This window comes from Cellulomonas sp. P1_C4, assembly GCF_056406355.1.
Genome location: NZ_JBFUAI010000010.1, coordinates 1 through 25,499 on the forward strand (window position 1 = coordinate 1; position 25,499 = coordinate 25,499).

The 25,499-nt window shown below is 71.1% G+C and carries 24 protein-coding genes; 19 read left to right on the forward strand and 5 right to left on the reverse strand.

Annotated elements, in window-relative coordinates:
* A partial coding sequence (locus AC1DYZ_RS09270; RefSeq protein WP_477064918.1) for a hypothetical protein occupies positions 1-515 on the reverse strand: 515 nt, incomplete at its 3' end.
* Positions 512-1,294 (reverse strand): peptidylprolyl isomerase, encoded by a 783-nt coding sequence (locus AC1DYZ_RS09275; RefSeq protein WP_477064919.1) that lies wholly within the window; start codon positions 1,292-1,294, stop codon positions 512-514. The genes AC1DYZ_RS09275 and AC1DYZ_RS09270, both read right to left, overlap by 4 nt.
* Positions 1,295-1,454: 160 nt before the next feature.
* Between AC1DYZ_RS09275 and AC1DYZ_RS09280 the strand changes: the two genes are divergently transcribed.
* Together AC1DYZ_RS09280 and hisS are read left to right on the forward strand one after the other, a co-directional pair.
* A complete protein-coding gene (locus AC1DYZ_RS09280) occupies positions 1,455-2,159 on the forward strand; it encodes an MBL fold metallo-hydrolase (protein ID WP_477064920.1) in 705 nt (234 codons plus the stop codon).
* A 42-nt stretch (positions 2,160-2,201) separates the two neighbouring features.
* Positions 2,202-3,560 carry a histidine--tRNA ligase gene (hisS, locus tag AC1DYZ_RS09285; RefSeq protein WP_477064921.1) on the forward strand — a complete coding sequence of 453 codons (1,359 nt, stop codon included), beginning with the start codon at positions 2,202-2,204 and terminating at the stop codon, positions 3,558-3,560.
* Here the strand turns inward: hisS and AC1DYZ_RS09290 are convergent.
* Positions 3,553-4,077 (reverse strand): TspO/MBR family protein, encoded by a 525-nt coding sequence (locus AC1DYZ_RS09290; protein WP_477064922.1) that lies wholly within the window; start codon positions 4,075-4,077, stop codon positions 3,553-3,555. The two genes, hisS and AC1DYZ_RS09290, sit on opposite strands and share 8 nt — an antisense overlap.
* A gap of 83 nt (positions 4,078-4,160) precedes the next feature.
* Between AC1DYZ_RS09290 and AC1DYZ_RS09295 the strand changes: the two genes are divergently transcribed.
* From AC1DYZ_RS09295 to AC1DYZ_RS09310, 4 genes are read left to right on the forward strand one after another with little or no spacing between them, the layout of a single operon-like run.
* Positions 4,161-5,222 carry an Rv2578c family radical SAM protein gene (locus tag AC1DYZ_RS09295; RefSeq protein ID WP_477064923.1) on the forward strand — a complete coding sequence of 354 codons (1,062 nt, stop codon included), beginning with the start codon at positions 4,161-4,163 and terminating at the stop codon, positions 5,220-5,222.
* A gap of 39 nt (positions 5,223-5,261) precedes the next feature.
* A complete protein-coding gene (locus tag AC1DYZ_RS09300) occupies positions 5,262-5,915 on the forward strand; it encodes a hypothetical protein (RefSeq protein WP_477064924.1) in 654 nt (217 codons plus the stop codon).
* 53 nt (positions 5,916-5,968) lie between these two features.
* On the forward strand, positions 5,969-7,738 hold the full coding sequence (gene aspS, locus AC1DYZ_RS09305) for an aspartate--tRNA ligase (RefSeq protein WP_477064925.1): 1,770 nt from the start codon (positions 5,969-5,971) through the stop codon (positions 7,736-7,738).
* Positions 7,738-8,493, forward strand: a complete 756-nt coding sequence (locus AC1DYZ_RS09310) for a GNAT family N-acetyltransferase (RefSeq protein ID WP_477064926.1) — start codon at positions 7,738-7,740, stop codon at positions 8,491-8,493. Before aspS ends, AC1DYZ_RS09310 begins: the two co-directional genes overlap by 1 nt.
* A gap of 1 nt (position 8,494) precedes the next feature.
* On the opposite strand, the gene AC1DYZ_RS09315 is transcribed toward AC1DYZ_RS09310, so the two are convergent.
* Together AC1DYZ_RS09315 and AC1DYZ_RS09320 are read right to left on the reverse strand one after the other, a co-directional pair.
* Entirely contained in the window at positions 8,495-8,845 is a 351-nt protein-coding gene (locus AC1DYZ_RS09315; protein WP_477064927.1) for a hypothetical protein, read from the reverse strand.
* A gap of 86 nt (positions 8,846-8,931) precedes the next feature.
* Positions 8,932-11,175, reverse strand: coding sequence for an MMPL family transporter (locus AC1DYZ_RS09320; protein WP_477064928.1), 2,244 nt, complete (start codon positions 11,173-11,175; stop codon positions 8,932-8,934).
* 71 nt (positions 11,176-11,246) lie between these two features.
* Between AC1DYZ_RS09320 and AC1DYZ_RS09325 the strand changes: the two genes are divergently transcribed.
* From AC1DYZ_RS09325 to AC1DYZ_RS09385, 13 genes are all read left to right on the forward strand, one after another.
* Positions 11,247-12,617, forward strand: a complete 1,371-nt coding sequence (locus tag AC1DYZ_RS09325; RefSeq protein WP_477064929.1) for a replication-associated recombination protein A — start codon at positions 11,247-11,249, stop codon at positions 12,615-12,617.
* 198 nt (positions 12,618-12,815) lie between these two features.
* Positions 12,816-13,442 (forward strand): 30S ribosomal protein S4, encoded by a 627-nt coding sequence (rpsD, locus tag AC1DYZ_RS09330; RefSeq protein WP_456824634.1) that lies wholly within the window; start codon positions 12,816-12,818, stop codon positions 13,440-13,442.
* Positions 13,443-13,554: 112 nt separating this feature from the next.
* Positions 13,555-13,923: a DUF948 domain-containing protein gene (locus AC1DYZ_RS09335; protein WP_477064930.1), complete on the forward strand. Its 369-nt coding sequence runs from the start codon at positions 13,555-13,557 to the stop codon at positions 13,921-13,923.
* Positions 13,923-14,285: a hypothetical protein gene (locus tag AC1DYZ_RS09340; protein ID WP_477064931.1), complete on the forward strand. Its 363-nt coding sequence runs from the start codon at positions 13,923-13,925 to the stop codon at positions 14,283-14,285. The genes AC1DYZ_RS09335 and AC1DYZ_RS09340 overlap by 1 nt, the downstream gene beginning before the upstream one ends.
* Positions 14,286-14,320: 35 nt before the next feature.
* Positions 14,321-16,999: an alanine--tRNA ligase gene (alaS, locus tag AC1DYZ_RS09345; protein WP_477064932.1), complete on the forward strand. Its 2,679-nt coding sequence runs from the start codon at positions 14,321-14,323 to the stop codon at positions 16,997-16,999.
* Position 17,000: 1 nt separating this feature from the next.
* Entirely contained in the window at positions 17,001-17,570 is a 570-nt protein-coding gene (gene ruvX, locus AC1DYZ_RS09350) for a Holliday junction resolvase RuvX (protein ID WP_477064933.1), read from the forward strand.
* A 58-nt stretch (positions 17,571-17,628) separates the two neighbouring features.
* Entirely contained in the window at positions 17,629-18,777 is a 1,149-nt protein-coding gene (mltG, locus tag AC1DYZ_RS09355; RefSeq protein ID WP_477064934.1) for an endolytic transglycosylase MltG, read from the forward strand.
* Positions 18,774-19,592: a shikimate dehydrogenase gene (locus AC1DYZ_RS09360; RefSeq protein ID WP_477064935.1), complete on the forward strand. Its 819-nt coding sequence runs from the start codon at positions 18,774-18,776 to the stop codon at positions 19,590-19,592. Before mltG ends, AC1DYZ_RS09360 begins: the two co-directional genes overlap by 4 nt.
* Before the next feature lie 90 nt (positions 19,593-19,682).
* Positions 19,683-21,356: a GspE/PulE family protein gene (locus tag AC1DYZ_RS09365; protein WP_477064936.1), complete on the forward strand. Its 1,674-nt coding sequence runs from the start codon at positions 19,683-19,685 to the stop codon at positions 21,354-21,356.
* A gap of 123 nt (positions 21,357-21,479) precedes the next feature.
* A complete protein-coding gene (locus AC1DYZ_RS09370; RefSeq protein WP_477064937.1) occupies positions 21,480-23,081 on the forward strand; it encodes a type IV pilus twitching motility protein PilT in 1,602 nt (533 codons plus the stop codon).
* Positions 23,081-24,310: a type II secretion system F family protein gene (locus AC1DYZ_RS09375; RefSeq protein ID WP_477064938.1), complete on the forward strand. Its 1,230-nt coding sequence runs from the start codon at positions 23,081-23,083 to the stop codon at positions 24,308-24,310. The genes AC1DYZ_RS09370 and AC1DYZ_RS09375 overlap by 1 nt, the downstream gene beginning before the upstream one ends.
* 175 nt (positions 24,311-24,485) lie before the next feature.
* Complete coding sequence (locus AC1DYZ_RS09380; RefSeq protein ID WP_477064939.1) at positions 24,486-24,962, forward strand: prepilin-type N-terminal cleavage/methylation domain-containing protein; 477 nt, start codon at positions 24,486-24,488, stop codon at positions 24,960-24,962.
* A gap of 122 nt (positions 24,963-25,084) precedes the next feature.
* Positions 25,085-25,492 (forward strand): type IV pilin protein, encoded by a 408-nt coding sequence (locus AC1DYZ_RS09385; protein WP_477064940.1) that lies wholly within the window; start codon positions 25,085-25,087, stop codon positions 25,490-25,492.
* The last annotated feature ends 7 nt before the right edge of the window (positions 25,493-25,499 follow it).

Sequence of the window (25,499 nt, forward strand, 5' to 3'; positions counted from 1 at the left end):
CCTCGTACTGTCCGCCGACCACGTCGCCGGGGTTGAGCGCGGGCGTGAAGTCGAAGTGGGTGCCGCACTTGGGGCAGAACCCAGCCGGCGGGGGCCTCGACGGCCTCGTCGACGTCAGCCGACGTCCCGGCGCCGACGATCACGTCGCCGTCGGCCTCGTCGCCGGGTGCCTCGTCCGCGGGCGCCTCGTCGACAGGAGCCTCGACAACGGGAGCCTCGTCCGTGGCTACCTCGTCGACCGGAGCGACCTCGACGGGAGCCTCCTCGACAGCGGCCTCGTCGACCGGAGCGACCTCGGCGGGAGCCTCCTCGACAGGAGCCTCGACAGGAGCCTCGGCGGCGGCCTCGTCGGCCGGGGCCTCGTCGACAGCAACCTCGTCGGGAGCGTCCTCACCAGCCGTGTCGGGAGCCGCAGCGTCGACCTCGTCGGGCACCGCAGCCGTCTCGGGCTGCTCGGCCTCGGTGGCCGGGACGGAGTCGTCGGATTCGGGTCCGGAGGTCGGGGTCTGAGTCACTGGATGTTCACTCCCTCGATGATGACGTCGGACACCGGGACCGAGGTCCCTTCGACGGTGCCCGCGTCGGCGATGGCCTGCAGCACGTCCATCCCGGACGTGATGTGGCCGAACACGGTGTAGCCACCCGCACTGTCTGCGGGAATCGGTGAGTCCTTGTAGACCAGGAAGAACTGGCTGCCCATGGAGCTGCCGTCGTTCTGGGTCCGTGCCATCGCGATCGTGCCGGCGGGGTAGACGCCGTCGGCGGGTGCGTTCTCGATCGGGCCCCAGGTGTAGCCGGGACCGCCGGAGCCGCCGGTGGTCGGGTCGGCGGTGCCGAGGGCGGTCGGGTCGCCGCACTGCAGGACGTAGAGACCCTCCTGCTCGCCGGTGAGGCGGTGGCACTTCGTCGTGTCGAAGAAGCCCGAGCCGGCGAGCGTGACGAAGTTGGCGACGGCCTGCGGAGCCGCCGCGCCGTCGAGCTCGATGCCGAGATCGCCTTGCGTGAGCTTGATGTCGCCGGTCCAGGTGCGGTTCTGCGCGAGCGACGGGTCCGGCACCTCGGCGGCGTTCGCCGGGGGAGCGGTGGACGTGACCGAGGGGCTCGGCGAGGCGGCGGGCGTGTCGCTGCGAGTCAGCGCGAACGCCGCGACCACACCGGTGCTCAGGATGAGCGCGCCGACGATGCTGCCGGCGATGACCCGCTGGCGGTGCTTCGCTGCGCGCGCCTTGGCCTGACGCTCCTGCCACTTCTCGTACCGGCGGCGCTCGTACTCACGCTCGCGCTTGCTGGACACGCACACTCCTCGCGTCGTCGTGCGGTGCGGCAGGTCGTCCGCCTGCTGCACTGCATGTAGGGAACCCGGGACAGTCTAGGCAAGCCTCGGCTTCCGGCGACCAGCGGCGCCACCGCGTGACATCACAGTCCGGCCACGTCGGGCGGCTACCGTGCCTGTCATGCAGGTCGTCACGGTCGTCTCCGCGGTGTTCGGCGCACGCTGCAGCGTGCTGGTCCACGACGACGGGACGTGCGTCGTCATCGACGCCGGCGCCGCTGTCACCGACGAGGTCCTCAGGCTGGTCGCCGCGCGAGGCTTGCGGCCCGCCGCGGTCCTGGCGACGCACGGCCACGTCGACCACACCTGGGACGCCGGCAGGCTCTCCGACGCCCTCGGCGTGCCGGTGGTGCTCCACGCCGCCGACGCCTACCGCCTTCAGGACCCGTTCGGGACGCTCGGGCTGGGGGAGCCCACGCACGACCCGTCCGGTCCGCTCGCGCAGGCGCTGGCCGCCGTCGGCGTGGACCCGGCGGGGTACGTCGCACCGGGCCGGGTCGAGACCTTCGGGTCCGCCGACGACGAACGGTCGACCGACGTCGTCCTCACGTTCGGGGACCTGCGGGTGACGGCGCGCCACGCCCCGGGGCACACGGAGGGCTCGACGCTGTACCTGGTGGACGCGATCGCGTTCACCGGCGACGTCCTGTTCGCGGGGACGATCGGCCGGACGGACCTGCCCGGAGGCGACGGCGCGACGATGGCGCGGACCTTGCGGGAGGTGGTCGCGACCCTGCCGTCGGAGACCGTCGTCGTACCCGGGCACGGCCCGACCAGCGACATCGCCACCGAGCTCGCGGACAACCCGTACCTCAGGAGTCGATAGCCGGTCCCTGGCACCTGCGAGCGTCTGGAAGGATCGGGCCCCATGGCGCGACCGACCCCCCTGTCCGGATTCCCCGAGTGGCTCCCCGAGGGGCGCCTCGTCGAGCAGCACGTGCTCGACGTCCTGCGGCGGACGTTCGAGCTGCACGGGTTCGCGGGCATCGAGACGCGTGCGGTCGAGCCGCTCGACCAGCTGCTGCGCAAGGGCGAGACCTCCAAGGAGGTCTACGTGCTGCGTCGGCTCCAGGAGGAGGCCGGCGCCGAGCCGGACCGCGCCGGGACGCTCGGCCTGCACTTCGACCTCACCGTGCCGTTCGCCCGGTACGTGCTGGAGAACGCGGGCCATCTCGCGTTCCCGTTCCGTCGCTACCAGATCCAGAAGGTCTGGCGTGGCGAGCGGCCCCAGGACGGCCGCTTCCGCGAGTTCGTCCAGGCGGACATCGACGTCGTCGGGGCCGGCGCGCTGCCGTACCACTACGAGGTCGAGCTGCCGCTGGTGATGGCGGAGGCGCTGGGCGCGCTGCAGGAGATCGGCGTGCCGCCGGTGCGCATCCTGGTGAACAACCGCAAGGTCGCCGAGGGGTTCTACCGGGGTCTCGGGTTGACGGACGTCGAGGCCGTTCTGCGCAACATCGACAAGCTCGACAAGATCGGGCCGGACAAGGTCGCGGCGCTCCTCGTCGCCGAGGCCGGCGCCGACCAGGACCAGGCCCGCAAGTGCCTCGAGCTCGCGTCCATCAGCGGTTCCGACGAGTCGGTCGTCGACCGGGTGCGGGAGCTCGCCGGCGAGACCAACGAGCTTCTCGACGAGGGCCTGGCCGAGCTGGGTGCCCTCATCCGCGCTGCTGCCGTGCGCGCGCCCGGCGTCGTCGTCGCCGACCTCAAGATCGCCCGCGGTCTCGACTACTACACCGGGTCCGTCTACGAGACCGTGCTGGTCGGTCACGAGCAGCTGGGCTCGATCTGCTCGGGCGGGCGCTACGACACGCTCGCCTCCGACGGCGCCACGACCTACCCGGGCGTCGGCTTGTCGATCGGGGTGTCCCGGCTGGTGTCCCGACTGATCGGCAGCGGTCTCGTCGCGGCGACGCGGTCCGTGCCGAGCGCCGTCCTGGTGGCCGTCACCAACGAGGACGACCGCGACCGGTCCGACGCCGTGGCCGCCGCTCTCCGCGCCCGCGGCATCCCCGTCGAGGTGGCGCCGTCCGCGGCCAAGTTCGGCAAGCAGATCCGGCACGCCGACCGCCGAGGGATCCCGTTCGTGTGGTTCGTGGCCGACGACGCGGGCGCCCCCGACCAGGTCAAGGACATCCGCTCCGGCGAGCAGGTGGACGCCGACGCCGCATCGTGGGCGCCCGTCGAGGCAGACCTCTGGCCGCGGGTGGTGCCGGCGGTCAGTTGAGGACGGCGATGCCGAGGTTGAGCGTCGTCGCGAAGGCCACCCACGTCAGGTAGGGGCCGAGGAGCCACGACGCGACGTGCGAGTGCTTCCAGAACGCGACGGCCGTGGCGATGAGCACGACCTCCAGCGCAACGATGACGGCGGAAGCGACCCACACGAGCCGGCCGCTGAAGAAGATGGGCGTCCATGCGGCGTTGAGGGCCAGCTGGACGATGTAGAGCGGGAGCGCCCGGCGTGCCGGCGCCCAGCCACCGCGGCGCCAGACGAGCCACGCCGCGACGCCCATGAGCACGTACAGCACGCTCCAGGCCGGGGCGAAGACCCAGCTCGGTGGGTTCCACGGGACCTTCTCGGCGTCCGCGTACCAGCCGTCCACGCCGGACGCCGCCGACAACCCGCCCAGCCCGCCGACGACGAAGTTCACGGCGACGAGCAGCGCGAGCACGAGCACGCTGCCGACGCCCCGCTGCGGGTGCTCCGTGCGGGCATCGGGGGCGTCGACCTGCGCGGTTCCCATCGACCGAGCGTGCGGGTGGCGCTGCGGCACGGCAACCGGAGCGCCTGCTTGACACCGGTTCGAACACATGTTCGCATGGGTGCATGCGATGGGACGGGCAGAAGCTGGGCACCGCCGAGGCGACCGCGCTGCCCGGTCTCGCCCTGGCTGGGCTCCAGCGCAGCGTGCGGACGCCGGAGTTCGCCGGGGTCACGTTTCACGAGGTGACGTGCAAGAGCGCGTTGAACAAGGTGCCCGAGGCGTCGCGGATGCCGTTCCGCTGGACGGTCAACCCGACGAGGGGCTGCCTTCACGGATGCTCCTACTGCTTCGCCCGCCCGACGCACGAGTACCTCGACATGGACGCCGGCCGCGACTTCGAGACGCAGATCGTCGTCAAGACGCACGTCGTCGAGGTGCTGCGGGCCGAGCTCGCCCGGCCGAGCTGGAAGCGTGAGCACGTGGCGCTCGGCACGAACACGGACCCCTACCAGCGGGTGGAGGGCCGATACCGGTTCATGCCGGGGATCATCGAGGCTCTGGCGGCGAGCGGGACGCCGCTCTCGATCCTCACCAAGGGCACGCTGCTGCGTCGGGACCTCCCGCTCCTCGCGGAGGTCGCGCGGACGGTGCCGGTCGGGATCGGCGTCTCCCTGGCCATCGGGGACGAGTCGCTGCAGCAGGCGATGGAGCCAGGGACGCCGACGCCCCGGGCGCGCCTGGATCTGATCCGCGCCATCCGGGATGCCGGGCTGCCGTGCGGCGTCATGGTCGCGCCGGTGCTGCCCTGGCTCACGGACGACCGCCGGCAGCTCGACGCCCTGCTGCGGGAGCTGGCGAGCGCCGGCGCGACAGGTGTGACTGTGCTCCCGCTGCACCTGCGGGGGCCGGTCAAGCCCCTGTTCTTCACCTGGCTGGCCGAGCACGCTCCCGCGCTGCTGCCCAGGTACCAGGAGCTGTACGGGAAGGGCGCGTACGCCCCGCGCGAGTACGCGGCGTGGCTCGACGAGCGGATCCGGCCGCTGATGGTCCGGTACGGCTTCGCCGGTCGGGGCGGCGGCCACCGGGTTACCGGGGAGGGCTCGTACCCGACGGGGAGCATCGCCGACGCCGGGCTGCCGGTTCACGAGCCGACTGTCGCGACGGCGCAGCCCGTCCTGTTCTGACGACGGGCGCAGAGCGCCGACCGCGCCTAGCGTGGCGCGGTGACGACATCGGCCTCCGGCGTGACCCGGCTCGCGTTCGACGGCCACATCGCCGGTTTCGGCACCGCGGAGGGGACCCGCGTGGTGGTCGGTCGCTGGCTCGGCTCGCCGCTCGGTCCCTTCGTCGATGTCATGGTCGAGCGCGCGGACGGCACCCGCCTGCTCCTGGCGCCTCGGGACGACGTGGGGGAGCTGGTGGCATCGGCGTACGAGTTCGACGCCGTCCACGTAGTCCCGGTCGGGCTGCGCGCCGATGAGGCCCGCCGGCGGTGGCGCCTGCGCGCCGGACCCCTGACCGCGGACATCGGCATCGGGCCCCGCACGGGCATCGGCCGCCTGCTCGTCGTCGTCCCGCGGCACGAGAAGGTCGCGCCCCTCGTCGCCACCGCCGTGGATCCCTTCGCCCAGGTGCTCCTGGACGGTGTCCGCACCCGTGGCACCACGGGTCGGGGGTATCGCGAGTGGTACACCGCGACCGACCAGCACGCGATCACGGCGGTCCGGGCACTCTGGGGCTCGGCGGACCTCGGGGCACTGGCGTCCGTCGTGCCGGCGGTGCGTTTCGGGTTCTCCTCGGTCCCGACGGCGCCTAGCGTGACCCGCGTGCGCACGACCATCGAACTGACGGCGGACCCCTCACCGCACGGGCACTAAGATCGTGCGGGCGTCCGACGGGCGCTCCCACCCTCGACCCCGAAGGACCCTCCGTGCTCCGCACCCACACGGCCGGCTCGCTGCGAGCCGAGCACATCGGTACCACCGTCACCCTCACGGGCTGGGTGGACCGGCGGCGCGATCACGGTGGGGTCGCGTTCGTGGACCTGCGGGACGCCTCGGGCATCGCCCAGGTCGTCGTCCGCGACGAGGCCGTGGCGCACGGGTTGCGCGCGGAGTACGTGCTGCAGGTGACGGGCGAGGTCGGCCGTCGGCCCGCGGGCAACGAGAACCCCAACCTCGCGACCGGTGAGGTCGAGCTCGTCGCCACCGACGTCGTGGTGCTCAACGAGTCCGAGCCGCTCCCGTTCCAGGTCTCGTCGTCCCTCGACGAGGTCGTCGGCGAGGAGGCTCGCCTCAAGTACCGCTACCTCGACCTGCGCCGGCCGGCCCCCGCCCGCGCGATGCGCCTGCGCGCCAAGGCCAACCAGGCCGCCCGTCGCGTGCTCGACGCGCAGGACTTCGTCGAGGTCGAGACCCCGACGCTGACGCGCTCGACGCCCGAGGGCGCCCGCGACTTCCTGGTGCCCGCGCGGCTGGCGCCCGGGTCCTGGTACGCCCTGCCGCAGTCGCCGCAGCTGTTCAAGCAGCTGCTGATGGTCGGCGGGCTCGAGCGGTACTACCAGATCGCCCGCTGCTACCGCGACGAGGACTTCCGCGCGGACCGTCAGCCGGAGTTCACGCAGCTCGACGTCGAGATGAGCTTTGTCGAGCAGGACGACGTGATCGCCCTCGGCGAGCAGATCCTCGTCGCGCTGTGGGACCTCATCGGGGTGACCGTCCCGACGCCGATCCCGCGCATCACGTTCGCGGAGTCGATGGCGCGCTACGGCAACGACAAGCCCGACCTCCGGTTCGGGCTCGAGCTGGTCGAGCTGACGTCGTTCTTCGCCGACACGCCGTTCCGTGTGTTCCAGGCGCCGTACGTCGGCGCCGTCGTGCAGCCGGGCGGCGGCTCGACGCCCCGCCGCGGGTTCGACGCGTGGCAGGAGTGGGCCAAGCAGCGCGGCGCCAAGGGCCTTGCGTACGTCACGGTCGGCGAGGACGGCGAGCTCGGCGGCCCGGTGGCCAAGAACATCTCCGAGGCCGAGCGTGCGGGCCTCGTGGCCGCCGTGGGCGCCAGCCCTGGCGACGCGGTCTTCTTCGCTGCGGGGCCGATCAACGACGCCCGCGCCCTCCTCGGCGCAGCGCGGCTCGAGATCGGCCGCCGCGGCGGGCTGATCGACGAGAACGAGTGGAAGTTCGTGTGGGTGGTCGACGCCCCGCTGTTCAAGCCCACGGGCGAGGACGACGACGTCGCGGTCGGCGAGGGTGCCTGGACGGCCGTGCACCACGCGTTCACGTCGCCGACCCCCGACTGGATCGACACGTTCGAGCAGGACCCGGGTGCCGCCCTGGCCTACGCGTACGACATCGTGTGCAACGGCAACGAGATCGGCGGCGGCTCGATCCGTATCCACCGGCGTGACGTGCAGGAGCGCGTGTTCGACGTCATGGGCATCGGGCCGGACGAGGCGCAGGAGAAGTTCGGCTTCCTGCTCAAGGCGTTCCAGTTCGGCGCGCCGCCGCACGGCGGGATCGCCTTCGGTTGGGACCGCATCCTCGCGCTGCTGACGGGCTCGGAGTCGATCCGCGACGTCATCGCGTTCCCGAAGTCGGGCGGCGGCTTCGACCCGCTGACGGCGGCGCCGGCGCCGATCACGCCGCAGCAGCGCCGCGAGGCCGGCGTGGACGCCAAGGCGAAGGTCGCGACCGAGGCCTGATGGCGGACCTGCTCGAGCGCCTCCCGCCGCGTTGGCGGGAGGACCGGATGATCGTCGGCGACCGGTCACGGTGGGACGCCGTCGAGGTGCACGGCGACGACGACGGCCTCCTGCTGGTGCTGGGCGGCCCCGAGCGCCCGACCCTCCTCGGTCGCGGCGATGCGGGCGTCGTCGACGGTCTCGTCGCCGGCCTCGACCGGGGCGCGGTCCGCTGGATGAGCGTGCCCCGCGGCTCGGCGCCGACCGCCGACACGCTCGCGCGCCTCGCGCTCGTCCCGTTCTCGCAGTGGGACTGGATGACGAGCGATGTGGCGCCGCCCGCCGTGCCGGGGGAGCGCGAGGTCCGTCGGCTGGACCCCGTCGGCGACGCGGAGGCGATCCGCGCGTGCCTGCGGGTGGCCAACCCGGGGACGTCGGCCGATCCGACCGGTCCCGACGAGCTGGGCTGGTGGGGCGTCGGCGACGGCGAGCTCGTCGGCGTCGTCGGCGCGTCCGAGCGCAGCGGTCCCGGCGACGCTCGGTCCTGGCACGTGCACGGGCTCGGCGTCCTCCCGGGCCAGCGCGGCACGGGCCTGGGCAGCGCACTCACGGCGGCGGTGACCCGGGCCGGCCTGGAGCACGGCGCGTCCTGGGTGTCGCTCGGCATGTACGCGGACAACGACGACGCGCGCCGGATCTATCACCGCCTCGGCTACCGCACCGAGGCCGAGCTGACGTCGTTCTCGCCGGCCGGCGCGGCAACGCCTCCGGACTGAGTCACCACGGCCTCGTCGGCCCGTTCTCCTGCTCGATCGACGGGTTGCCGCGGGTCTCGGGCGCCTCGTCCTCCTCGTGCGCCCAGGACCACATGCTCGGCAGGAGCTTCAGCCAGAGCAGGAGGTTGTCGGGGTCGACCACGATCCACCACTTCTCGGCGACCCAGAGGAACAGCACCGCCGTCGCGACGAGGACGGCCGTCCACAGCACGCCGATCCCCAGACACGCGAGGACGAGGACGAGAAGCAGGGGAGTGACGACGGCGACCGTCGCCGCGGTCGCGACGACGACCCGGACCGCACGCCGCGGACGCCAGTGCCACCGGACCCCGAGCACGTCCTGCCAGGTCATCGGGGGTCACTCCTCGGGCGTCGTCGCGGGATGCGCACGCTAGCAACCTCGAAGCCGGCGGGTCGTCGCGTTCACCCGTCCGCGTCTCAGTGGGTGACGGAGAGCCGGTCGTACAGCCGCCGAAGGAACGGCGGGGCCCACCAGTTGGCGCGTCCCAGGAGCGTCATCGTGGCCGGGACCAGCAGCATCCGGACCAGCGTCGCGTCGATGAGCACCGCGACCGCCAGCGAGAAGCCGACCTCCTTGATCACGAGCAGCTGGCCCGCCACGAAGCCGGCGAACACGACGATGACGATGAGCGCGGCGGACGTGATGATCCGTCCCGACCTCTGCAGGCCCAGGCGCACGGCCTGGTCGTTGGGCAGCCCGGCGTCGACAAGCTCCTTGATCCGCGACAGCAGGAAGACCTCGTAGTCCATCGCCAGGCCGAACGCGAACGCGATGACGAGCGCGATGACGTACGTCTCGATGCCGCCCGTCGGCGTGAAGTTCAGCAGCCCGGACAGGTGGCCGTCCTGGAACACCCAGACGAGCACGCCGAGGGACGCGGCCAGCGAGATCGCGTTGGTGAGCAGCGCCTTGACGGGGACGACGACCGACCCGGTCATGAGGAAGAGCAGGACCAGGCTGGTCAGCGCGACGATCGCGATCGCCCACGGCGCCCGGTCCACGACCGCGGCGGTGAAGTCGATCTGGGACGCCGCCTGCCCGGTGACCCACGTGGGGAACGGGGCGTCGAGGTCGCGGATGTCCTGGACCACGCCGCGCGCGACGGCGTCGCCGGGGTCGTCCGTGTCGGGCCGGACGCCGATCACGACGTACGACCCGGTCGGCGACGGCGGGTCGACCGACGCGACACCGTCGATGTCGTCGAGCGTGGCTGCCCACGCCGTCGCCTCGTCCAGGGAGGTCTGGGCGACCACCGTGATCGCCGGCGCCGAAGCGGCCGGGTAGTCGCGGGCCAGGGTGTCGACGAACTCGCGCTGCGTGCTGCCCGCCGGGAGCAGCTCCGTGGTCGAGTTGCGGAGCTCGAGGTGCGCCAGGGGGAGCGCGAGGATGCCGAGCACGACGAGGCAGCCGACGAGGACGAACCACGGATGGCGCTGGAYGCGCGCCGTGAGCCGGGAGAAGACGCCCTCCTCGGTCTGGACGTCGGCGGTCCGCGCCAGGAGCCCGCGCAGCCCGGGGATGCGCGCCAGGATGCTCGGCCGGATGAGGCGACGCCCGGCCAGGACGAGGAGCGCGGGGACCAGGGTCAGCGCCGTGGCGGCAGCGACCACGATGACCGCGACCCCGGCCGCGCCGAACGCCCGCAGGATGGGCGGCTGGAACACGAGGAGCCCGGCGATCGAGATGGCGACGATGAGCGCCGAGAAGGCGACCGTCCGACCCGCCGTCGCGGTCGTGCGCTCGATCGCGGTGAGCACCGCACCGTCGCCGCGCCGTCGTCGGCTCGCCTGGCCGTCGTCGTCGTCGACCAGGTGGTGCAGCTCCTCGCGGAACCGCGACACCATGAGCAGGCCCCAGTCGATCGACAGCCCCAGGCCGAGCACGGTGACGATGTTGACCACCGACGAGTCGAGGTCGAGCACGTACGAGAACGCCAGCAGCGCCGCGAGCCCGCCCGCGATCGACGCGATCGCTCCGGCCATCGGCATGGAGGCGGCGAGGAACCCCCCGAACACCAGGATCATGACCAGCAGGGCGATGGGCAGCGCGATGGCCTCGCCGGTGCGCAGGTCGGTCTCCACCTGCGCCGTGATGGCCTCGACGATGAGCGTGGTCCCGCCGACGATCCCGGTGACGCCCGGGGCGACGACCTCGAGGTCGGTGGGGATCTCCCGCAGGCGTTGCTCGACGTCGTCGAGCGCGGCCTGCTGGTCCTCCGCGGACAGGTCGGGCTCGAGCTCGACCACCACGAGGAAGCCGTCGCCGTCCTGCGCGACGAGAGGCGCGGCGGCGGGGTTCGCGGCGCCGTCCGGCAGCMCGAGGGGGTCGATCACGGAGACGACGCCGTCGATCGCCGCGAGCTCCTCCCGGGCCGGGGCGAGCGCCGTGGCCACGTCGGGGTCGGCGGGGTCGACGCCCTCGAGGACGAGCGTCAGCGACGGCCCGCTCTCGTCCGCGTCCTCGAGGATCTGCCGGCCCTCGGCACTCTCGGAGCCGGGGACCCCCGGTGCGCCCGTGCTCAGCCGGTCGAAGAGGCTCTCGCCGTGGACCCCGAGCACGGCCAGCCCGTACCCGAGCACGGCGAGCACCAACCACGCGACGACGGTGAGGCGTGGATGGTGGGCGACGGCGCGACCGACTCGGGCGAACACGCGGGCCATCGTCGCAGGTGGAACGGCCGTCGCGCACACGGTGGCTCTCGGATGTGGGTTCGCGTGCGTACCCTGCCCGCATGGACCTGTTCGATGCGGTCACGTCGACGGCCACGGGTCTGCCCGCCGTCGGGGCCGGTGCGCCGCTCGCCGTCCGCATGCGGCCGCGGGAGCTGGGCGAGGTCGCCGGGCAGGAGCACCTGCTGGTCGCCGGCTCGCCGCTGCGCCGTCTGGTGGAGCCGGCGAACGAGGCCGCCCGTCGGGCCGCGCCCACCTCGGTGGTGCTCTGGGGTCCGCCGGGCACGGGCAAGACCACCCTCGCGTACCTCATCGCCGCGACGTCCGGCCGCCGGTTCGTCGAGCTCTCCGCGGTGACCGCAGGGGTCAAGGACGTGCGCGCGGTCATCGAGGACGCCCGCCGCCGCCTGGCCACCGACGGCACCGAGACGGTCCTGTTCATCGACGAGGTGCACCGGTTCACCAAGGCCCAGCAGGACGCCCTGCTGCCCAGCGTGGAGAACCGCTGGGTCACCCTCGTGGCGGCGACGACGGAGAACCCGTCGTTCTCGGTCAACTCGCCCCTGCTGTCCCGGTCGCTGCTGCTCACGCTGCAGCCGCTCGACACGGACGACGTGCGGCGCCTGGTCCGCCGGGCGGTCGAGGACGAGCGGGGCCTCGGTGGGGCGATCACGCTGTCCGACGACGCCGAGGACCACCTGCTGCGCCTGGCGGGCGGGGACGCGCGCAAGGCGCTCACCATCCTCGAGGCCGCGGCGGGGTCGGCGCTCTCGGAAGACGGCGCGGCACCGCCCGTCCTGGTCGACCTGGCCACGATGGAGCGCGCGATCGACGTCGCCGCCGTGCGCTACGACCGCGACGGCGACCAGCACTACGACGTGATCAGCGCGTTCATCAAGTCGGTGCGCGGCTCCGACGTCGACGCGTCCCTGCACTACCTGGCACGGATGATCGCGGCGGGCGAGGATCCCCGGTTCATCGCCCGTCGGATCGTCATCTCCGCGGCGGAGGACGTCGGCATGGCGGACCCGAGCGCCCTGCAGACGGCGGTCGCGGCCGCGCAGGCCGTCGCCCTCATCGGCATGCCGGAGGCGCGGATCATCCTGGCCGAGGCCGTGGTCCACCTGGCGACGGCGCCGAAGTCGAACGCTGCCTACCTTGGCATCGACCGCGCGCTGGCCGACGTCCGCGCGGGCCGCATCGGCTCCGTCCCGGCGCACCTGCGTGACGCGCACTACGCGGGCGCCAAGGTGCTGGGCCACGGGACGTCGTACGTGTACGCGCACGACCAGCCGCACGCCGTCGCCGCCCAGCAGTACCTGCCGGACGAGCTGCAGGGCACCCGGTACTACGAGCCGAGCGACCGCGGCTATGAGCGCCAGGTCACCGAACGGCTGGACCGCATCCGCGCGATCCTGGATGACCAGGCCTGATTCTCCGGATCAGGCCGTCGCAGGGTAGAGTGTCGAGGTCGTCCGCGGGAAGGGTGTGCACTCACGCCCCCGCTCGGACGGCCACCTGGGGCCTTAGCCAGCGTCGAGAACAGACGCGACGCATCCACGGTCGGCCCCACGCCCGGCGGAACATCTCCGTCTCCGGGTGTGACGTCTACAACGACAGGAAGTAACTCTGTGAGCAGCGTGACCCGCTCGCGTCGCCAGGTGCGCCTTTCCCGCGCCCTCGGCCTCGCGCTGACGCCCAAGGCCGTCAAGCACTTCGAGAAGCGGCCGTACCCCCCCGGCGAGCACGGCCGTGCGCGTCGTCGCACCGAGTCGGACTACGCGGTCCGCCTCCGCGAGAAGCAGCGTCTCCGCGCCCAGTACGCCCTGCGCGAGAAGCAGATGGCTCGTGCGTACGAGGATGCCCGCAAGGCCCCGGGCCTGACCGGTGAGGCGCTCGTCGAGAACCTCGAGACCCGCCTGGACGCGCTCGTCCTGCGCTCGGGCTTCGCCCGCACCATCCTGCAGGCGCGCCAGGTCGTCGTGCACCGTCACGTGCTCGTCGACGGCAAGATCGTGGACCGTCCCTCCTTCCGCGTGAAGCCGGGCCAGACGCTCCAGGTCAAGCCGAAGAGCCAGGCCACCGTGCCGTTCCAGGTCGCCGCCGCCGGTGCCCACCGCGACGTCCTCCCGGCCGTCCCGGGCTACCTCGACGTCCAGCTCGAGAAGCTGAGCTCCGTCCTGGTCCGCCACCCCAAGCGCGCCGAGATCCCCGTGACGTGCGAGGTCCAGCTGGTCGTCGAGTACTACGCCCGCTGATCTGATCTCCTCCCGGACGCCCCGCCGCGCACCTGCGCTGCGGGGCGTCCGTGCGTCCGGGGACGGGTAGGGTTTCCGCGGGGTCGAGGACCCCAGGACCAGGAGGCTGGACATGTCGGTGGGTGACGTCGCGGGTCTGATCGCCGCGATCGCGTTCGTGCTGCTCGTGGGCTTCTTGGCGGTGCCGCTGATCAAGCTGGGGCACGTGCTGGACGAGACGCGGACGTCGGTCAAGGAGATCACCGACCACACGGTGCCGGTGCTCGACGAGACCGCCACGCTGGTCGCGTCCTCGAACACGCAGCTCGTGAACATCGACACGGTCACGACGGCCGCCGCGCAGGTGTCGGAGAATGTCTCGGCCCTCACGTCGCTGTTCGCCGCGACGGTCGGCTCGCCGCTGATCAAGGTCGCTGCGTTCTCGTACGGGGTGCGCCGGGCACTGTCCGGCCTCGCGGCGAGCTCGCGCCGGAGCCGATGATGGCGCGCCGCCTCACCTGGCTCGCGCTGGGCGTCGTCGTCACCGTGATCGTGATCCGCAAGGGGCGCACGATCGTCGACACGTACCTGCCCGCCGGCACCGGCGAGACGCTCGACGGGGTGCAGCGCGTCTCGCACGCCGTGGCCACGCTCAAGAGCGAGTTCCTCGCCGGGATGGCCGAGCGGGAGCAGCAGCTGCGGCACGACCTGGTGGGCGACGTCGACGTCGAGGCGTTGAAGGCCGAGCGGCCCGAGCGCACCGAGAACCTGAAGCGCGCATGGTCCACCGCCCGTCATCGCGACCCCGACTGGGCCGGTCCGACCGAGGACCCCGACGACGACGACGGCTACACCTTCTTCTAGGCACTACCCCTACACAGATTGACGACGAGGACACGATGCGTACCGCCGAGATCCGCCAGCGCTGGCTCGACTACTTCGAGGGCAACGGCCACGCCGTCGTGCCGTCCGCCTCGCTGATCTCGCCCGACCCCTCGACCCTGTTCGTCATCGCCGGCATGGTCCCGTTCATCCCGTACATGCTCGGCGAGCAGACCCCGCCGTGGCCGCGCGCGACCAGCGTGCAGAAATGCGTGCGCACCCTCGACATCGAGGAGGTCGGCAAGACCACCCGGCACGGCACGTTCTTCCAGATGAACGGCAACTTCTCGTTCGGGGACTACTTCAAGGAAGGCGCGATCACCTACGCCTGGGAGCTGGTCACCGGGTCGCGGGAGACGGGCGGCTTCGGCTTCGACCCCGACACCATCTGGGTCACGGTCTTCCACGACGACGACGAGGCGGCGGCGCTCTGGAAGCAGATCGCGGGCCTGCCCGACGAGCGCATCCAGCGCCGGGGCTGGAAGGACAACTTCTGGTCCACCGGTGCGCGCGGGCCGTCGGGTCCGTGCTCCGAGATCTACGTCGACCGCGGGCCGGAGTTCGGCGCCGAGGGCGGTCCGGTCGTCGACGAGGACCGCTACCTCGAGATCTGGAACCTCGTCTTCATGCAGTACGAGCGGGGTGACGGGGGCGGCAAGGAGAACTTCCCGATCCTCGGTGACCTCAAGCAGAAGAACATCGACACCGGCATGGGTCTCGAGCGCGTCGCGTACCTGCTGCAGGGCGTCGACAACCTGTACGAGATCGACGAGGTCTTCCCGGTCATCGGGGGAGCGCAGGAGCTGTCCGGCAAGCGGTACGGCGCGTCCCACGACGACGACGTCCGCATGCGGGTCGTCGCGGACCACGTGCGCAGCGCCCTCATGCTCATGGGCGACGGCGTCACGCCCTCCAACGAGGGCCGCGGCTACGTGCTGCGCCGGCTCCTGCGCCGGTCCATCCGCGCGATGCGCCTGCTCGGCGTCGAGGACCTCGCGCTGCCCACGCTGCTCCCGCTGAGCAAGGACGCGATGAGCCCGTCCTACCCGGAGCTCGCGACGAACTTCGAGCGGATCAGCCAGGTCGCGTACGCGGAGGAGGACACGTTCCGCCGCACGCTCGCGGCGGGCACGACGATCCTCGACACCGCGGTGCAGACCATCAAGAAGCAGGCGAGCGCGGCGCTCACCGGCGCGCAGGCGTTCCAGCTGCACGACACCTACGGCTTTCCGATCGACCTCACGTTGGAGATGGCAGCGGAGCAGGGCGTCACGGTCGACGAGACGGCGTTTCGCAGCCTGATGAAGGAGCAGCGCGACCGGGCGCGGGCGGACGCGCTCGCCAAGCGCGCGGGCCGCGCGGACAACGCCGCGTACCAAGACCTGCACAGCACGCTGAGCAGCGAGAACGCCAAACCCGTCGAGTTCATCGGCTACACCGATGCGACGTCCCGGTCACGCGTCGTCGGCCTGCTCGTCGACGGCGTTCCCGCTCCCGCGGCGACCGCGCCGGCGGACGTCGAGATCGTGCTCGACGTGACGCCGTTCTACGCGGAGTCGGGCGGCCAGCTGGCCGACACGGGCGTGATCGTGCTCGACGGCGGCGCGCGCATCGAGGTCGACGACGTGCAGGCTCCGGTCAAGGGCCTGTCCGTGCACCACGGGCGCCTGGTCGACGGCACCGTCACCTTCGGTGAGTCCGGCACGGCGACCATCGACGTCGACCGCCGTCGGGCGATCGCGCGCGCCCACACGGCGACGCACCTCGTGCACAAGGCGCTGCACGAGTCCATCGGGGAGAACGCGACGCAGGCGGGCTCGCTCAACGCGCCCAGCCGGCTGCGTTTCGACTTCCGCTCGCCGTCGGCCACCCCGTCGGAGGTCGTCGCGGAGATCGAGGCGCGCGTCAACGAGCGGCTCCAGGACGACCTCGAGATCACCGACTCCGTGATGAACATCGACGAGGCCCGCGGAAAGGGCGCGATGGCCCTGTTCGGCGAGAAGTACGGCAACGAGGTCCGCGTCGTCGACATCGGCGACGGCTGGTCGCTGGAGCTGTGCGCGGGCACGCACGTCAAGCGGTCCGGCGAGCTCGGGCTCGTCACCCTCCTGTCCGAGTCGGCGATCGGTTCGGGTGTGCGGCGTGTCGACGCGCTTGTGGGCGCCGGCGCGTACGGGTACCAGGCGAAGGAGCGCGCGCTCGTCGGGCAGCTCTCCGGCCTGCTCGGCGCACGTCCCGACGAGCTGTCCGAGCGCGTGTCGGGGCTGCTGACCCGGCTCAAGGAGTCGGAGAAGGAGCTGGCGACGCTGCGGCAGGCCACCCTGCTCGCGCAGGCGGGCTCGCTCGCCGCGGGCGCGGCGACCGTGGGGGAGACCCGCGTGGTCACGCACGACGCGGGCGAGGTGGGCGGCGACGAGCTGCGCACGCTCGTGCTCGACGTGCGGTCGCGGCTCGGCGAGTCGGCGCCCGCGGTCGTCGCCATCGGCGGCGTCAGCAAGGGTCGTCCGGTCGTCGTCGTCGCGACGAATGCCGCCGCGCGCGAGCGCGGGATCCGGGCCGGAGCGCTCGTGCGCACGGCCTCGACCATCCTCGGCGGCGGTGGCGGCGGGAAGGACGATCTCGCCCAGGGCGGCGGCACGGACCCCGCACGGCTGGCGGAGGCGCTGTCCGCCGTCAGCGCGGCGGCGAACGGCTGACGTGACCGGCGGGACTGCGTCCGACGGCGAGGTCGTCCGCGGCCGGCGCCTCGGGATCGACGTCGGCTCGGTACGCGTCGGGCTCGCGACGAGCGACCCGGACGGGCTGATCGCCACCCCGGTGGCCACCCTGGCGCGCGCCGCGAGCAAGAAGGGCCGGCTCCCCGCCGACCTCGCGGAGGTGGTGCGCGAGGCGCACGAGCGAGGTGTGGGTGTTGTGTACGTCGGGCTTCCCGTACACCTGTCGGGGACCGAAGGCTCAGCATCGGAGGCCGCGCGCGCGTACGCTGTCCAACTGGCGCAGGCCATCGCACCGGCCGAGGTGCGGTTGGTCGACGAGCGGATGAGCACGGTGTCCGCCCATCACGCGCTGCATGCGTCCGGCCGATCCGGACGCAGCCACCGTCAGGTTGTCGACCAGGCGGCCGCGGTGGTGATCTTGCAGTCCGCGCTGGACGCGGAGCGTGCGTCGGGGCGACGTCCCGGAGAGCGGGTCGTGGCGGACCCAGCGAAGCACGGTCCGGTGGCGCGCGGGGGGGCTGCGGGCGACGCACGGACGACGGTGGAGTGACGCGCACGTGACCAACAGCCAGACTGACCGCTGGGCCCCTGCAGAACGGAGTGACGAGGTGAGCGACCTGTTCGGTGGCGACACTCGCGTCGCCCCTGTCGAGCACAAGTCCTCGCGCGCCCGTGGCCGTGCCAAGGARCAGCGCGAGCGCAAGCGTCGTCGTCGACGCTCGATCTGGGTCCTCGTCGTCGCCGTCCTCATGGTCGTCGGCGCGGGATATGTCGTGGTCGAGCTCATGGGCGGCATGTTCGGCGGCGGCACGAGCGCTGGCGGCAATGTCGAGGACTACTCCGGCGTAGGGCACGGCAGCGTCGACGTCGTCATCAAGCCCGGGGACACCGGCGCCCAGATGGCGACCGCGATGGTCGACGCGGGCGTCGTCGCCAGCACCAAGGCGTTCAACACGGCCTTCGCCGCCAACCCCCAGGCGAGCTCGATCCAGCCCGGGACCTACCGGATGCTCCTCGAGATGAAGGCCTCGGACGCCGTCACCGCGCTGCTCAACCCGTCGAGCCGCGTCTCCTTCAAGGTCACCGTCCCCGAGGGCCTGACGCGCGACCAGATCGTCGCCAAGATCAACGAGAAGACCCTGATCCCGGTCGACGACCTCAACGCCGCGCTGGCGGACCCGGCAGCCATCGGCCTGCCGGCCGAGGCGAACGGCAACACCGAGGGCTGGCTCTTCCCGGCGACCTACGACGTCGAGCCCGGCGCGACCGCCGCGAGCGTCCTCACGCAGATGACCGCACAGACCGTGGCCGTCCTGACGCAGAAGGGCATCCCGCAGGACCAGTGGGAGACGGTGCTCAACAAGGCGTCGCTGGTCGAGCGCGAGGCGCGCCTGCCCGAGGACCGGCCGAAGGTCGCGCGCGCGATCGAGAACCGGCTCGAGAAGGAGATGCCGCTCGACATCGACTCGTCGGTGGCGTACGGCCTCAACAAGCCGGGTACCGGCGTGACCACCGCGGACACGCAGGACGCGAGCAACGCGTACAACACGTACAAGAACCTGGGTCTGCCGCCCACGCCGATCGCGTCGCCCGGGCTCGCGTCGATCGAGGCGGTCCTGTCGCCGGCCGAGGGTGACTGGCTCTTCTGGGTCACCGTCAACCTCGACACGGGCGAGACGCTCTTCGCGAACAACCTGGCGGACCACCAGGCCAACGTGCAGAAGCTCCGCGAGTGGCAGGCGGCGAACGGGAAGTGACGCACCCCGCCGCCCGACGGGCGGCGGTGCTGGGGCACCCGGTGGCGCACTCGCTGTCACCGACGCTGCACCGCGCCGCCTACGAGGCCCTCGGGCTGACCGGCTGGAGCTACGACGCGGTCGACGTGACGTCGGACGACCTCGCCTCTTTCGTCGGTTCTCTCGATTCCACGTGGGCTGGGCTCAGCCTCACCATGCCCCTCAAGCAGACCGTCATCCCGCTGCTCGACCATGTCGAGCCGCTGGCCGAGGTGGTCGGGGCCGTCAACACCGTGCTGGTGCAGGGGTGGTCCCTGATCGGGGCGAACACCGACGTCCACGGAATCGTCGCGGCGCTGGGTCTGGCGTCGGTTGGTTCTGCTGCGGTGCTCGGCGCCGGCGCGACGGCTTCGTCCACGCTCGCAGCGCTCGCCCAGTTGGGCTGCACGTCGCCCGTGGTCTACGTGCGCTCGGTCGCGCGAGCCGGTGGGCTCATGCGCGCGGCGCACCGGATGGGCGTGACGCCGGTGTACCGCACGTTGGATTTGGCGCCCGCCGAGATCGGTCGGGTCGACGTCGTCGTCTCGACGCTGCCGCCTTTCGCGGCGGACTCCCTCGCCGCCCTGTTGTCTTCCGCTGACGGCGTGCTGCTGGACGTCGCGTACGACCCACGCCCCACCGCGTTGTCCGTCGCCTGGGCGGCGCTCGGCGGAGCGGTGGTCGGCGGCGAGCAGATGCTGCTGCACCAGGCCGCGGAGCAGGTCCGGTTGATGACGGGCCACCCCGCACCGCTCGCCGCCATGGCCGACGCGCTCGACCGCAAACTCACCGCCTGAGTCGCTCACGCACGTCGCTGTACCTGCCGATTGACCTCTGGAGACACCCGTGCGGCCATGACCGGCCGCCGGCTCGACGGAGGGACGCGCGTGAAGCAGCTCGGGGAGATCCTGCTCGACGACGGCCTCGTCACGGAGGCGCAGCTGCTCGCTGCCCTGGACGAGACCATGGCCCGCGGTTCGTCGCTGGGCCGTACCCTGGTGGAGCTCGGTGTGCTCACCGAGGGGCAGCTGGTCAAGGCACTCGCCAACCAGGTCGGCATGGCTTTCGTCGACCTCGACGACTACCCGGTGGACCGCGCTGCGGTGAGTCTCGTGCCCAGCGCCCTGTGCCGGCGGCACTCGGTCCTTCCCGTCGGTCTCGAGGGTGGGTCGATCGTCCTCGCAACTTCCGATCCCGGCAACGTCATGGCCGTCGACGACGTCCGGTCCATGTCCGGAATGACGGTCATCCCGGTGATCGCCACCCACGACAACCTGCTGCGTGCCATCGACAGGTTCTGTCGCGCCGACGACGAGATGGAAGACCTCTCGCAGGCGTTCGAGGACGCCGAAGAGGAGACCGACACCGACCTGTCCAAGATGGCGGAGATCGGCAACGACGACGCGCCGATCGTGCGGTTCGTCAACCTCCTGGTCACCCAGGCGATCACCGACCGCGCGTCCGACATCCACATCGAGCCGTCGGAGCACGACCTGCGCGTGCGGTACCGGATCGACGGCGTGCTGCACGAGACGCAGCGGGCGCCGAAGCAGATCACCGGCGGCGTGATCAGCCGGGTGAAGATCATGAGTGACATCGACATCGCCGAGCGCCGCAAGCCGCAGGACGGCCGCATGTCCGTGGTGCACAACGGACGCAAGATCGACCTGCGCGTGGCCACGCTACCCACGGTGTGGGGCGAGAAGATCGTCATGCGAATCCTGGACAACTCCACGGCCAGCCTCGACCTTCGGGACCTGTCCTTTCTGGACTCGAACTACGAGGTTTACCGGGAGGCCTACTCCAAGCCGTACGGGATGATCCTGGTCACCGGGCCGACCGGTTCGGGCAAGTCGACCACGCTGTACGCCACGCTGAACGCGGTGTCCAAGCCGGAGATCAACGTGATCACGGTCGAGGATCCCGTCGAGTACCGGCTGGCGGGGATCAACCAGGTGCAGGTCAACGTCAAGGCAGGACTCACGTTCGCGGGTGCTCTGCGCTCGATCCTGCGGTCCGACCCMGACGTGGTGCTGCTCGGTGAGATCCGCGACCACGAGACCGCGCAGATCGCAATCGAGGCGGCACTCACCGGTCACCTGGTTCTGTCGACGCTGCACACCAACGACGCGCCTTCGGCGGTCACGCGCCTGACCGAGATGGGGATCGAACCCTTCCTCGTCGGCTCCGCGCTCGACTGCGTGGTGGCCCAGCGCCTGGCGCGGCGGCTGTGCGGCAAGTGCAAGGTCGCCTATCAGCCATCGCCCGAGGAGATGGCCAGCGCACGGTTCCCGTGGATGCCGGGCGAGCCGATCCCCGAGCTGTTCCGCCCCGGCGGCTGCGTGACGTGCTCGAAGACCGGGTACCGCGGCCGCCTCGCGCTGCACGAGGTGATGAGCGTGACCGAGGACATCGAGCGCCACGCCGTCGCGCACTCCTCGAGTGCGGACATCTCTGCTACCGCCATCAAGCAGGGCATGATCCCGCTGCGCGACGACGGCTGGCAGAAGGTAGCGCTCGGTCAGACCTCGATCGAGGAGATCCTGCGCGTCGTCGTGTAGGTGGACTGACCTGCATCGCCGCCTCAAGTCGGGCATCGGCGCGGCCGATGAACGTCAGAGCGAACTGCCGGTTCCGGCACGTCCGTGCCGGTCGCATCCGGGTGACCACGTGGAGGGAATGACGTGAGCGAGTCCTACCAGCTCCCTGCGGGGGAGCCACAGCGGCCGCTGCCGCCGTACCGTCCGGTCGGCCCTCAGGCGAGTGCGTCGCCGATGTCGCCCGGGCAGCCGACGCATCCCGGCGCCGCTGCCATGTTCTCCCCGATCCCGTCGCAGAGCACCGCAGCGCCGGCGCCGCGCCAGCCGATCGCGCCGACGGTCCCGACGGCTCCTGCCGCGGCGTACCAGGGACCGACGGTGCCGCCGGCCTACATGGCCGCGCCGTCGCAGACGACGTTCGTGCCGCAGGGCGGGGGTGTGGCGCCGATGGGCGCGACCCAGGTGTTCATGCCGGCCCCGGCCGTCGTAGCGCCAGAGCCCGTGCAGGCACCGCAGCCACCCGCGGGGCGCCCGTCTGCGCCGGCCGCGACGACACGGGACCGTGGTCCACGCCGCGGGATGGGTGAGGAGAAGCAGGAGGGTGACCTCCCGATCGACGAGATCCTGACGGAGATGGTGCGCGCCGGCGCGTCGGACGTGCACCTCACCACCGGCACGACGCCCATGGTCCGGGTGAACGGCTCGCTGCGGGCGCTCGAAGGCTTCGGACAGGTCCAGCCCGAAGGTCTGCGCCGGACGCTCTACGCGTTCCTCACGCAGAAGCAGCGCGAGAAGTTCGAGACGAACCTCGAGCTCGACCTGTCGTACTCCGTCCGCGGCCTTGCGCGCTTCCGCGTGAACATCTACCAGCAGCGGGAGTCCATCGGCGCGGCGTTCCGCGTGATCCCCTACGAGATCAAGCCGCTCGAGGCGCTCGGGGTCCCGGCAGTGGTGGGCACGTTCGCTGGCCTGCCCCGCGGTCTGGTGCTCGTCACGGGCCCCACCGGTTCGGGCAAGTCCACGACACTGGCCTCGATCGTCGACCTCGCGAACCGCACGCGCGAGGACCACATCATGACCGTCGAGGACCCGATCGAGTTCCTCCACCGGCACAAGAAGTGCGTGGTCAACCAGCGCGAGGTCGGCCAGGACACGCACTCCTTCGCGAATGCGCTCAAGCACGTGCTGCGGCAGGACCCCGACATCATCCTGGTCGGCGAGATGCGCGACCTCGAGACGATCTCCGTCGCTCTGACGGCCGCCGAGACCGGTCACCTGGTCTTCGCCACGCTGCACACCCAGGACGCCGCGCAGACCATCGACCGCATCATCGATGTCTTCCCGTCGCACCAGCAGGCACAGGTCCGCACCCAGCTGGCGGGCGCGATCCAGGGTGTCGTCTGCCAGACGCTGTGCAAGCGCTCCGACGCACCCGGCCGTGCCGTGGCGACCGAGGTCATGGTCGCCACGCCGGCCATCCGAAACCTCATCCGCGAGGGCAAGACGCACCAGATCTACTCGGCCATGCAGGCCGGCGCGAAGCAGGGGATGCACACGCTCGACCAGCACCTCGCCGAGCTGGTCAAGACGGGCAAGATCACCTACGAGGTCGGCCTGGAGAAGTGCCACCACCTCGAGGACTTCAACCGGCTGACGGGCAGGTTCTCGGGGCAGGCGCAGGGCAGCACCGGGATGGGAGACGCGATGACCATGGGCAACGGCGCCGGCATCGGCGGGGTGCTCTGATGGCCGCTGAGGCCAGGACGTTCGAGTACGCGGTCCGGGACAAGGCCGGCAAGTTGGTCAAGGGGCGGGTCGAGGCGCCGAACCAGGTGGCCGTGGCCAACCGGCTGCGCGAGATGGGCCTCGCCGCGGTGTCGATCTCCGAGGTCAACACCGGTGGCCTCAACTCGGAGATCAACATCCCCGGCTTCAGCAACCGGATCTCGCTGAAGGACCTGGCCATCATGGCGCGCCAGCTTGCGACCATGATCGACTCGGGCCTGTCGCTCATCCGCGCCCTCAGCATCCTCGCGGAACAGACCGAGTCGAAGCCGCTCGCCAAGGTCGTCGGTCAGGTCCGCTCCGACGTCGAGGTCGGCTCGGCGTTCTCGGTCGCGCTGGCGAAGCACGCCGATGTCTTCCCGCCCCTGATGATCAACATGGTCAAGGCCGGCGAGGTGGGCGGGTTCCTGGACCAGGTCCTGGTGTCGGTGGCCGAGAACTTCGAGGCGGAGGTCAAGCTCCGCGGCAAGGTGAAGTCGGCGATGACCTACCCGGTCGTGGTCTTCGTCGTGGCGATTCTCGCCGTCACGGGCATGTTGCTGTTCATCGTGCCCGTGTTCGCCGGCATGTTCTCGAGCTTGGGCGGGACCCTCCCGCTGCCCACCCGGATCCTCATGACGGCGTCGAGCATCCTCAAGGTGACGATCATCCCGACGGTCGTCGTGCTCATCGCGTTCGCGGTGTGGTGGGGCCGGCACAAGAACGACAAGGCCGTCCGCCAGGCCGTCGACCCGTGGAAGCTGAAGGTCCCGGTCTTCGGCAACCTGTTCCGCAAGATCGCGGTGTCCCGGTTCACCCGCAACTTCGGCACCATGATCCACGCCGGCGTCCCGATCCTGCAGGCCCTCGATATCGTCGGGGAGACCAGCGGGAACCTCGTGATCGAGAAGGCCGCCAAGGCCGTCCAGGAGTCCGTGCGGCGCGGCGAGTCGCTATCCGGGCCGCTGGCGCATCACAGCGTCTTCCCGCCGATGGTGGTGCAGATGATGGCCGTCGGTGAGGACACCGGTGCCCTGGACACGATGCTGGGCAAGATCGCGGACTTCTACGACGACGAGGTTGAAGCGACCACGGAGCAGCTCACGAGCCTCATCGAGCCCCTCATGATCGTGGTCATCGGCGCGATCATCGGTGCGATGGTCATTGCGATGTACATGCCGATCTTCGGCATCTTCAACCTCATTCAGTAGGCAATTTCCCCGCAGCGCGCCCCGCGCATTGCTCCGCACGGGTGATTGCCACGGAAAGTTCGCGAGCGGCTCAAGCGTTGCAGGTCAGGCGCCGATAGACCGGGAGTAGCACCGAACCGGTTTTAACCGGACTGGATTTGACAACGAACATCCACCCAGACTCAGGGAGCAGACAATGATCGCTCGTGTGCAGAAGTCGATGAACGAGAAGGACAAGGGTTTCACCCTTATCGAGCTCCTCGTCGTCATCATCATCATCGGCATTCTCTCGGCCATCGCCATCCCGGTGTTCCTCAACCAGCGCAAGAAGGCGGTCGACGCGTCGATCAAGTCCGACCTGCGCACGGTCGCCGAGGAGGTCGAGACGTACTACACCGACCACCAGGAGTACCCGGCCACGGTCGCTGACTCGACCAACCCGACCACCGGCCCGAACAAGATCGACGTGAACGGGGCGACGGAGGACGGCGACATCACCCTGAGCAAGGGGAACGTCGTCACGTACAAGCTGGACGGCACCGGCGAGTCGTACGTCCTCACCGGCACGAACGAGAAGGCGACCGCCAACGGGACTGACGGCCACTTCGAGTACAACAGCGCCGAGGGCGGCCTGAACCCGGAGATGGTGAAGACCACGACCCCGGCGCCGTGATCTCGTAGCGCACACGAAGGCGTGGTCCGTGAGCCGGTCTCGGTTCACGGACCACGCCTTCTGCAAGTCGCCGGCCCGATCGGCGCACTAGAGGGGTCTCGGCGAGCGAACGGACGGCAGCCATGTATCACAGCGCGCACGACCGCCGACAGCGCGGCTTCACACTCGTGGAACTTCTCGTCGTGATCGCCATCATCGGGCTCTTGTCCGCGATCGCGATCCCGTCCTTCCTCAACCAGCGCAAGAAGGCGTACGACGCCTCGATCCAGTCGGACCTGCACACGGTGGCTGTGGAGCTCGAGAGCGTCCAGGCCGAGCTCCACGACTACTACACCGTGACGGGCACGCCCGGCTCCGTGTCGATCGACACCCCGACGCCGCGTTCAGTGCGGGTCAGCAAGGGCAACGACATCGACGGCGCCCTGACGGACGACGGCCTCGGGTACTGCATCGTCGGGCACAACGAGAAGGCGTCGCGCGACTACTACATCAGCAGTGTCCAGGGTGGCCCCAGCGAGACCCCCTGCTGAGCAGAAG

Bases quoted from the DNA above. Each gene is read 5' to 3' on its own strand.
- AC1DYZ_RS09280 (WP_477064920.1), top strand. From the start codon at position 1,455: ATGCAGGTCGTCACGGTCGTCTCCGCGGTGTTCGGCGCACGCTGCAGC.
- hisS (WP_477064921.1), top strand. From the start codon at position 2,202: ATGGCGCGACCGACCCCCCTGTCCGGATTCCCCGAGTGGCTCCCCGAG.
- AC1DYZ_RS09290 (WP_477064922.1), bottom strand. From the start codon at position 4,077: ATGGGAACCGCGCAGGTCGACGCCCCCGATGCCCGCACGGAGCACCCG.
- AC1DYZ_RS09295 (WP_477064923.1), top strand. From the start codon at position 4,161: ATGCGATGGGACGGGCAGAAGCTGGGCACCGCCGAGGCGACCGCGCTG.
- AC1DYZ_RS09310 (WP_477064926.1), top strand. From the start codon at position 7,738: ATGGCGGACCTGCTCGAGCGCCTCCCGCCGCGTTGGCGGGAGGACCGG.
- AC1DYZ_RS09315 (WP_477064927.1), bottom strand. From the start codon at position 8,845: ATGACCTGGCAGGACGTGCTCGGGGTCCGGTGGCACTGGCGTCCGCGG.
- AC1DYZ_RS09325 (WP_477064929.1), top strand. From the start codon at position 11,247: ATGGACCTGTTCGATGCGGTCACGTCGACGGCCACGGGTCTGCCCGCC.
- AC1DYZ_RS09335 (WP_477064930.1), top strand. From the start codon at position 13,555: ATGTCGGTGGGTGACGTCGCGGGTCTGATCGCCGCGATCGCGTTCGTG.
- AC1DYZ_RS09340 (WP_477064931.1), top strand. From the start codon at position 13,923: ATGGCGCGCCGCCTCACCTGGCTCGCGCTGGGCGTCGTCGTCACCGTG.
- alaS (WP_477064932.1), top strand. From the start codon at position 14,321: ATGCGTACCGCCGAGATCCGCCAGCGCTGGCTCGACTACTTCGAGGGC.
- AC1DYZ_RS09375 (WP_477064938.1), top strand. From the start codon at position 23,081: ATGGCCGCTGAGGCCAGGACGTTCGAGTACGCGGTCCGGGACAAGGCC.
- AC1DYZ_RS09380 (WP_477064939.1), top strand. From the start codon at position 24,486: ATGATCGCTCGTGTGCAGAAGTCGATGAACGAGAAGGACAAGGGTTTC.
- AC1DYZ_RS09385 (WP_477064940.1), top strand. From the start codon at position 25,085: ATGTATCACAGCGCGCACGACCGCCGACAGCGCGGCTTCACACTCGTG.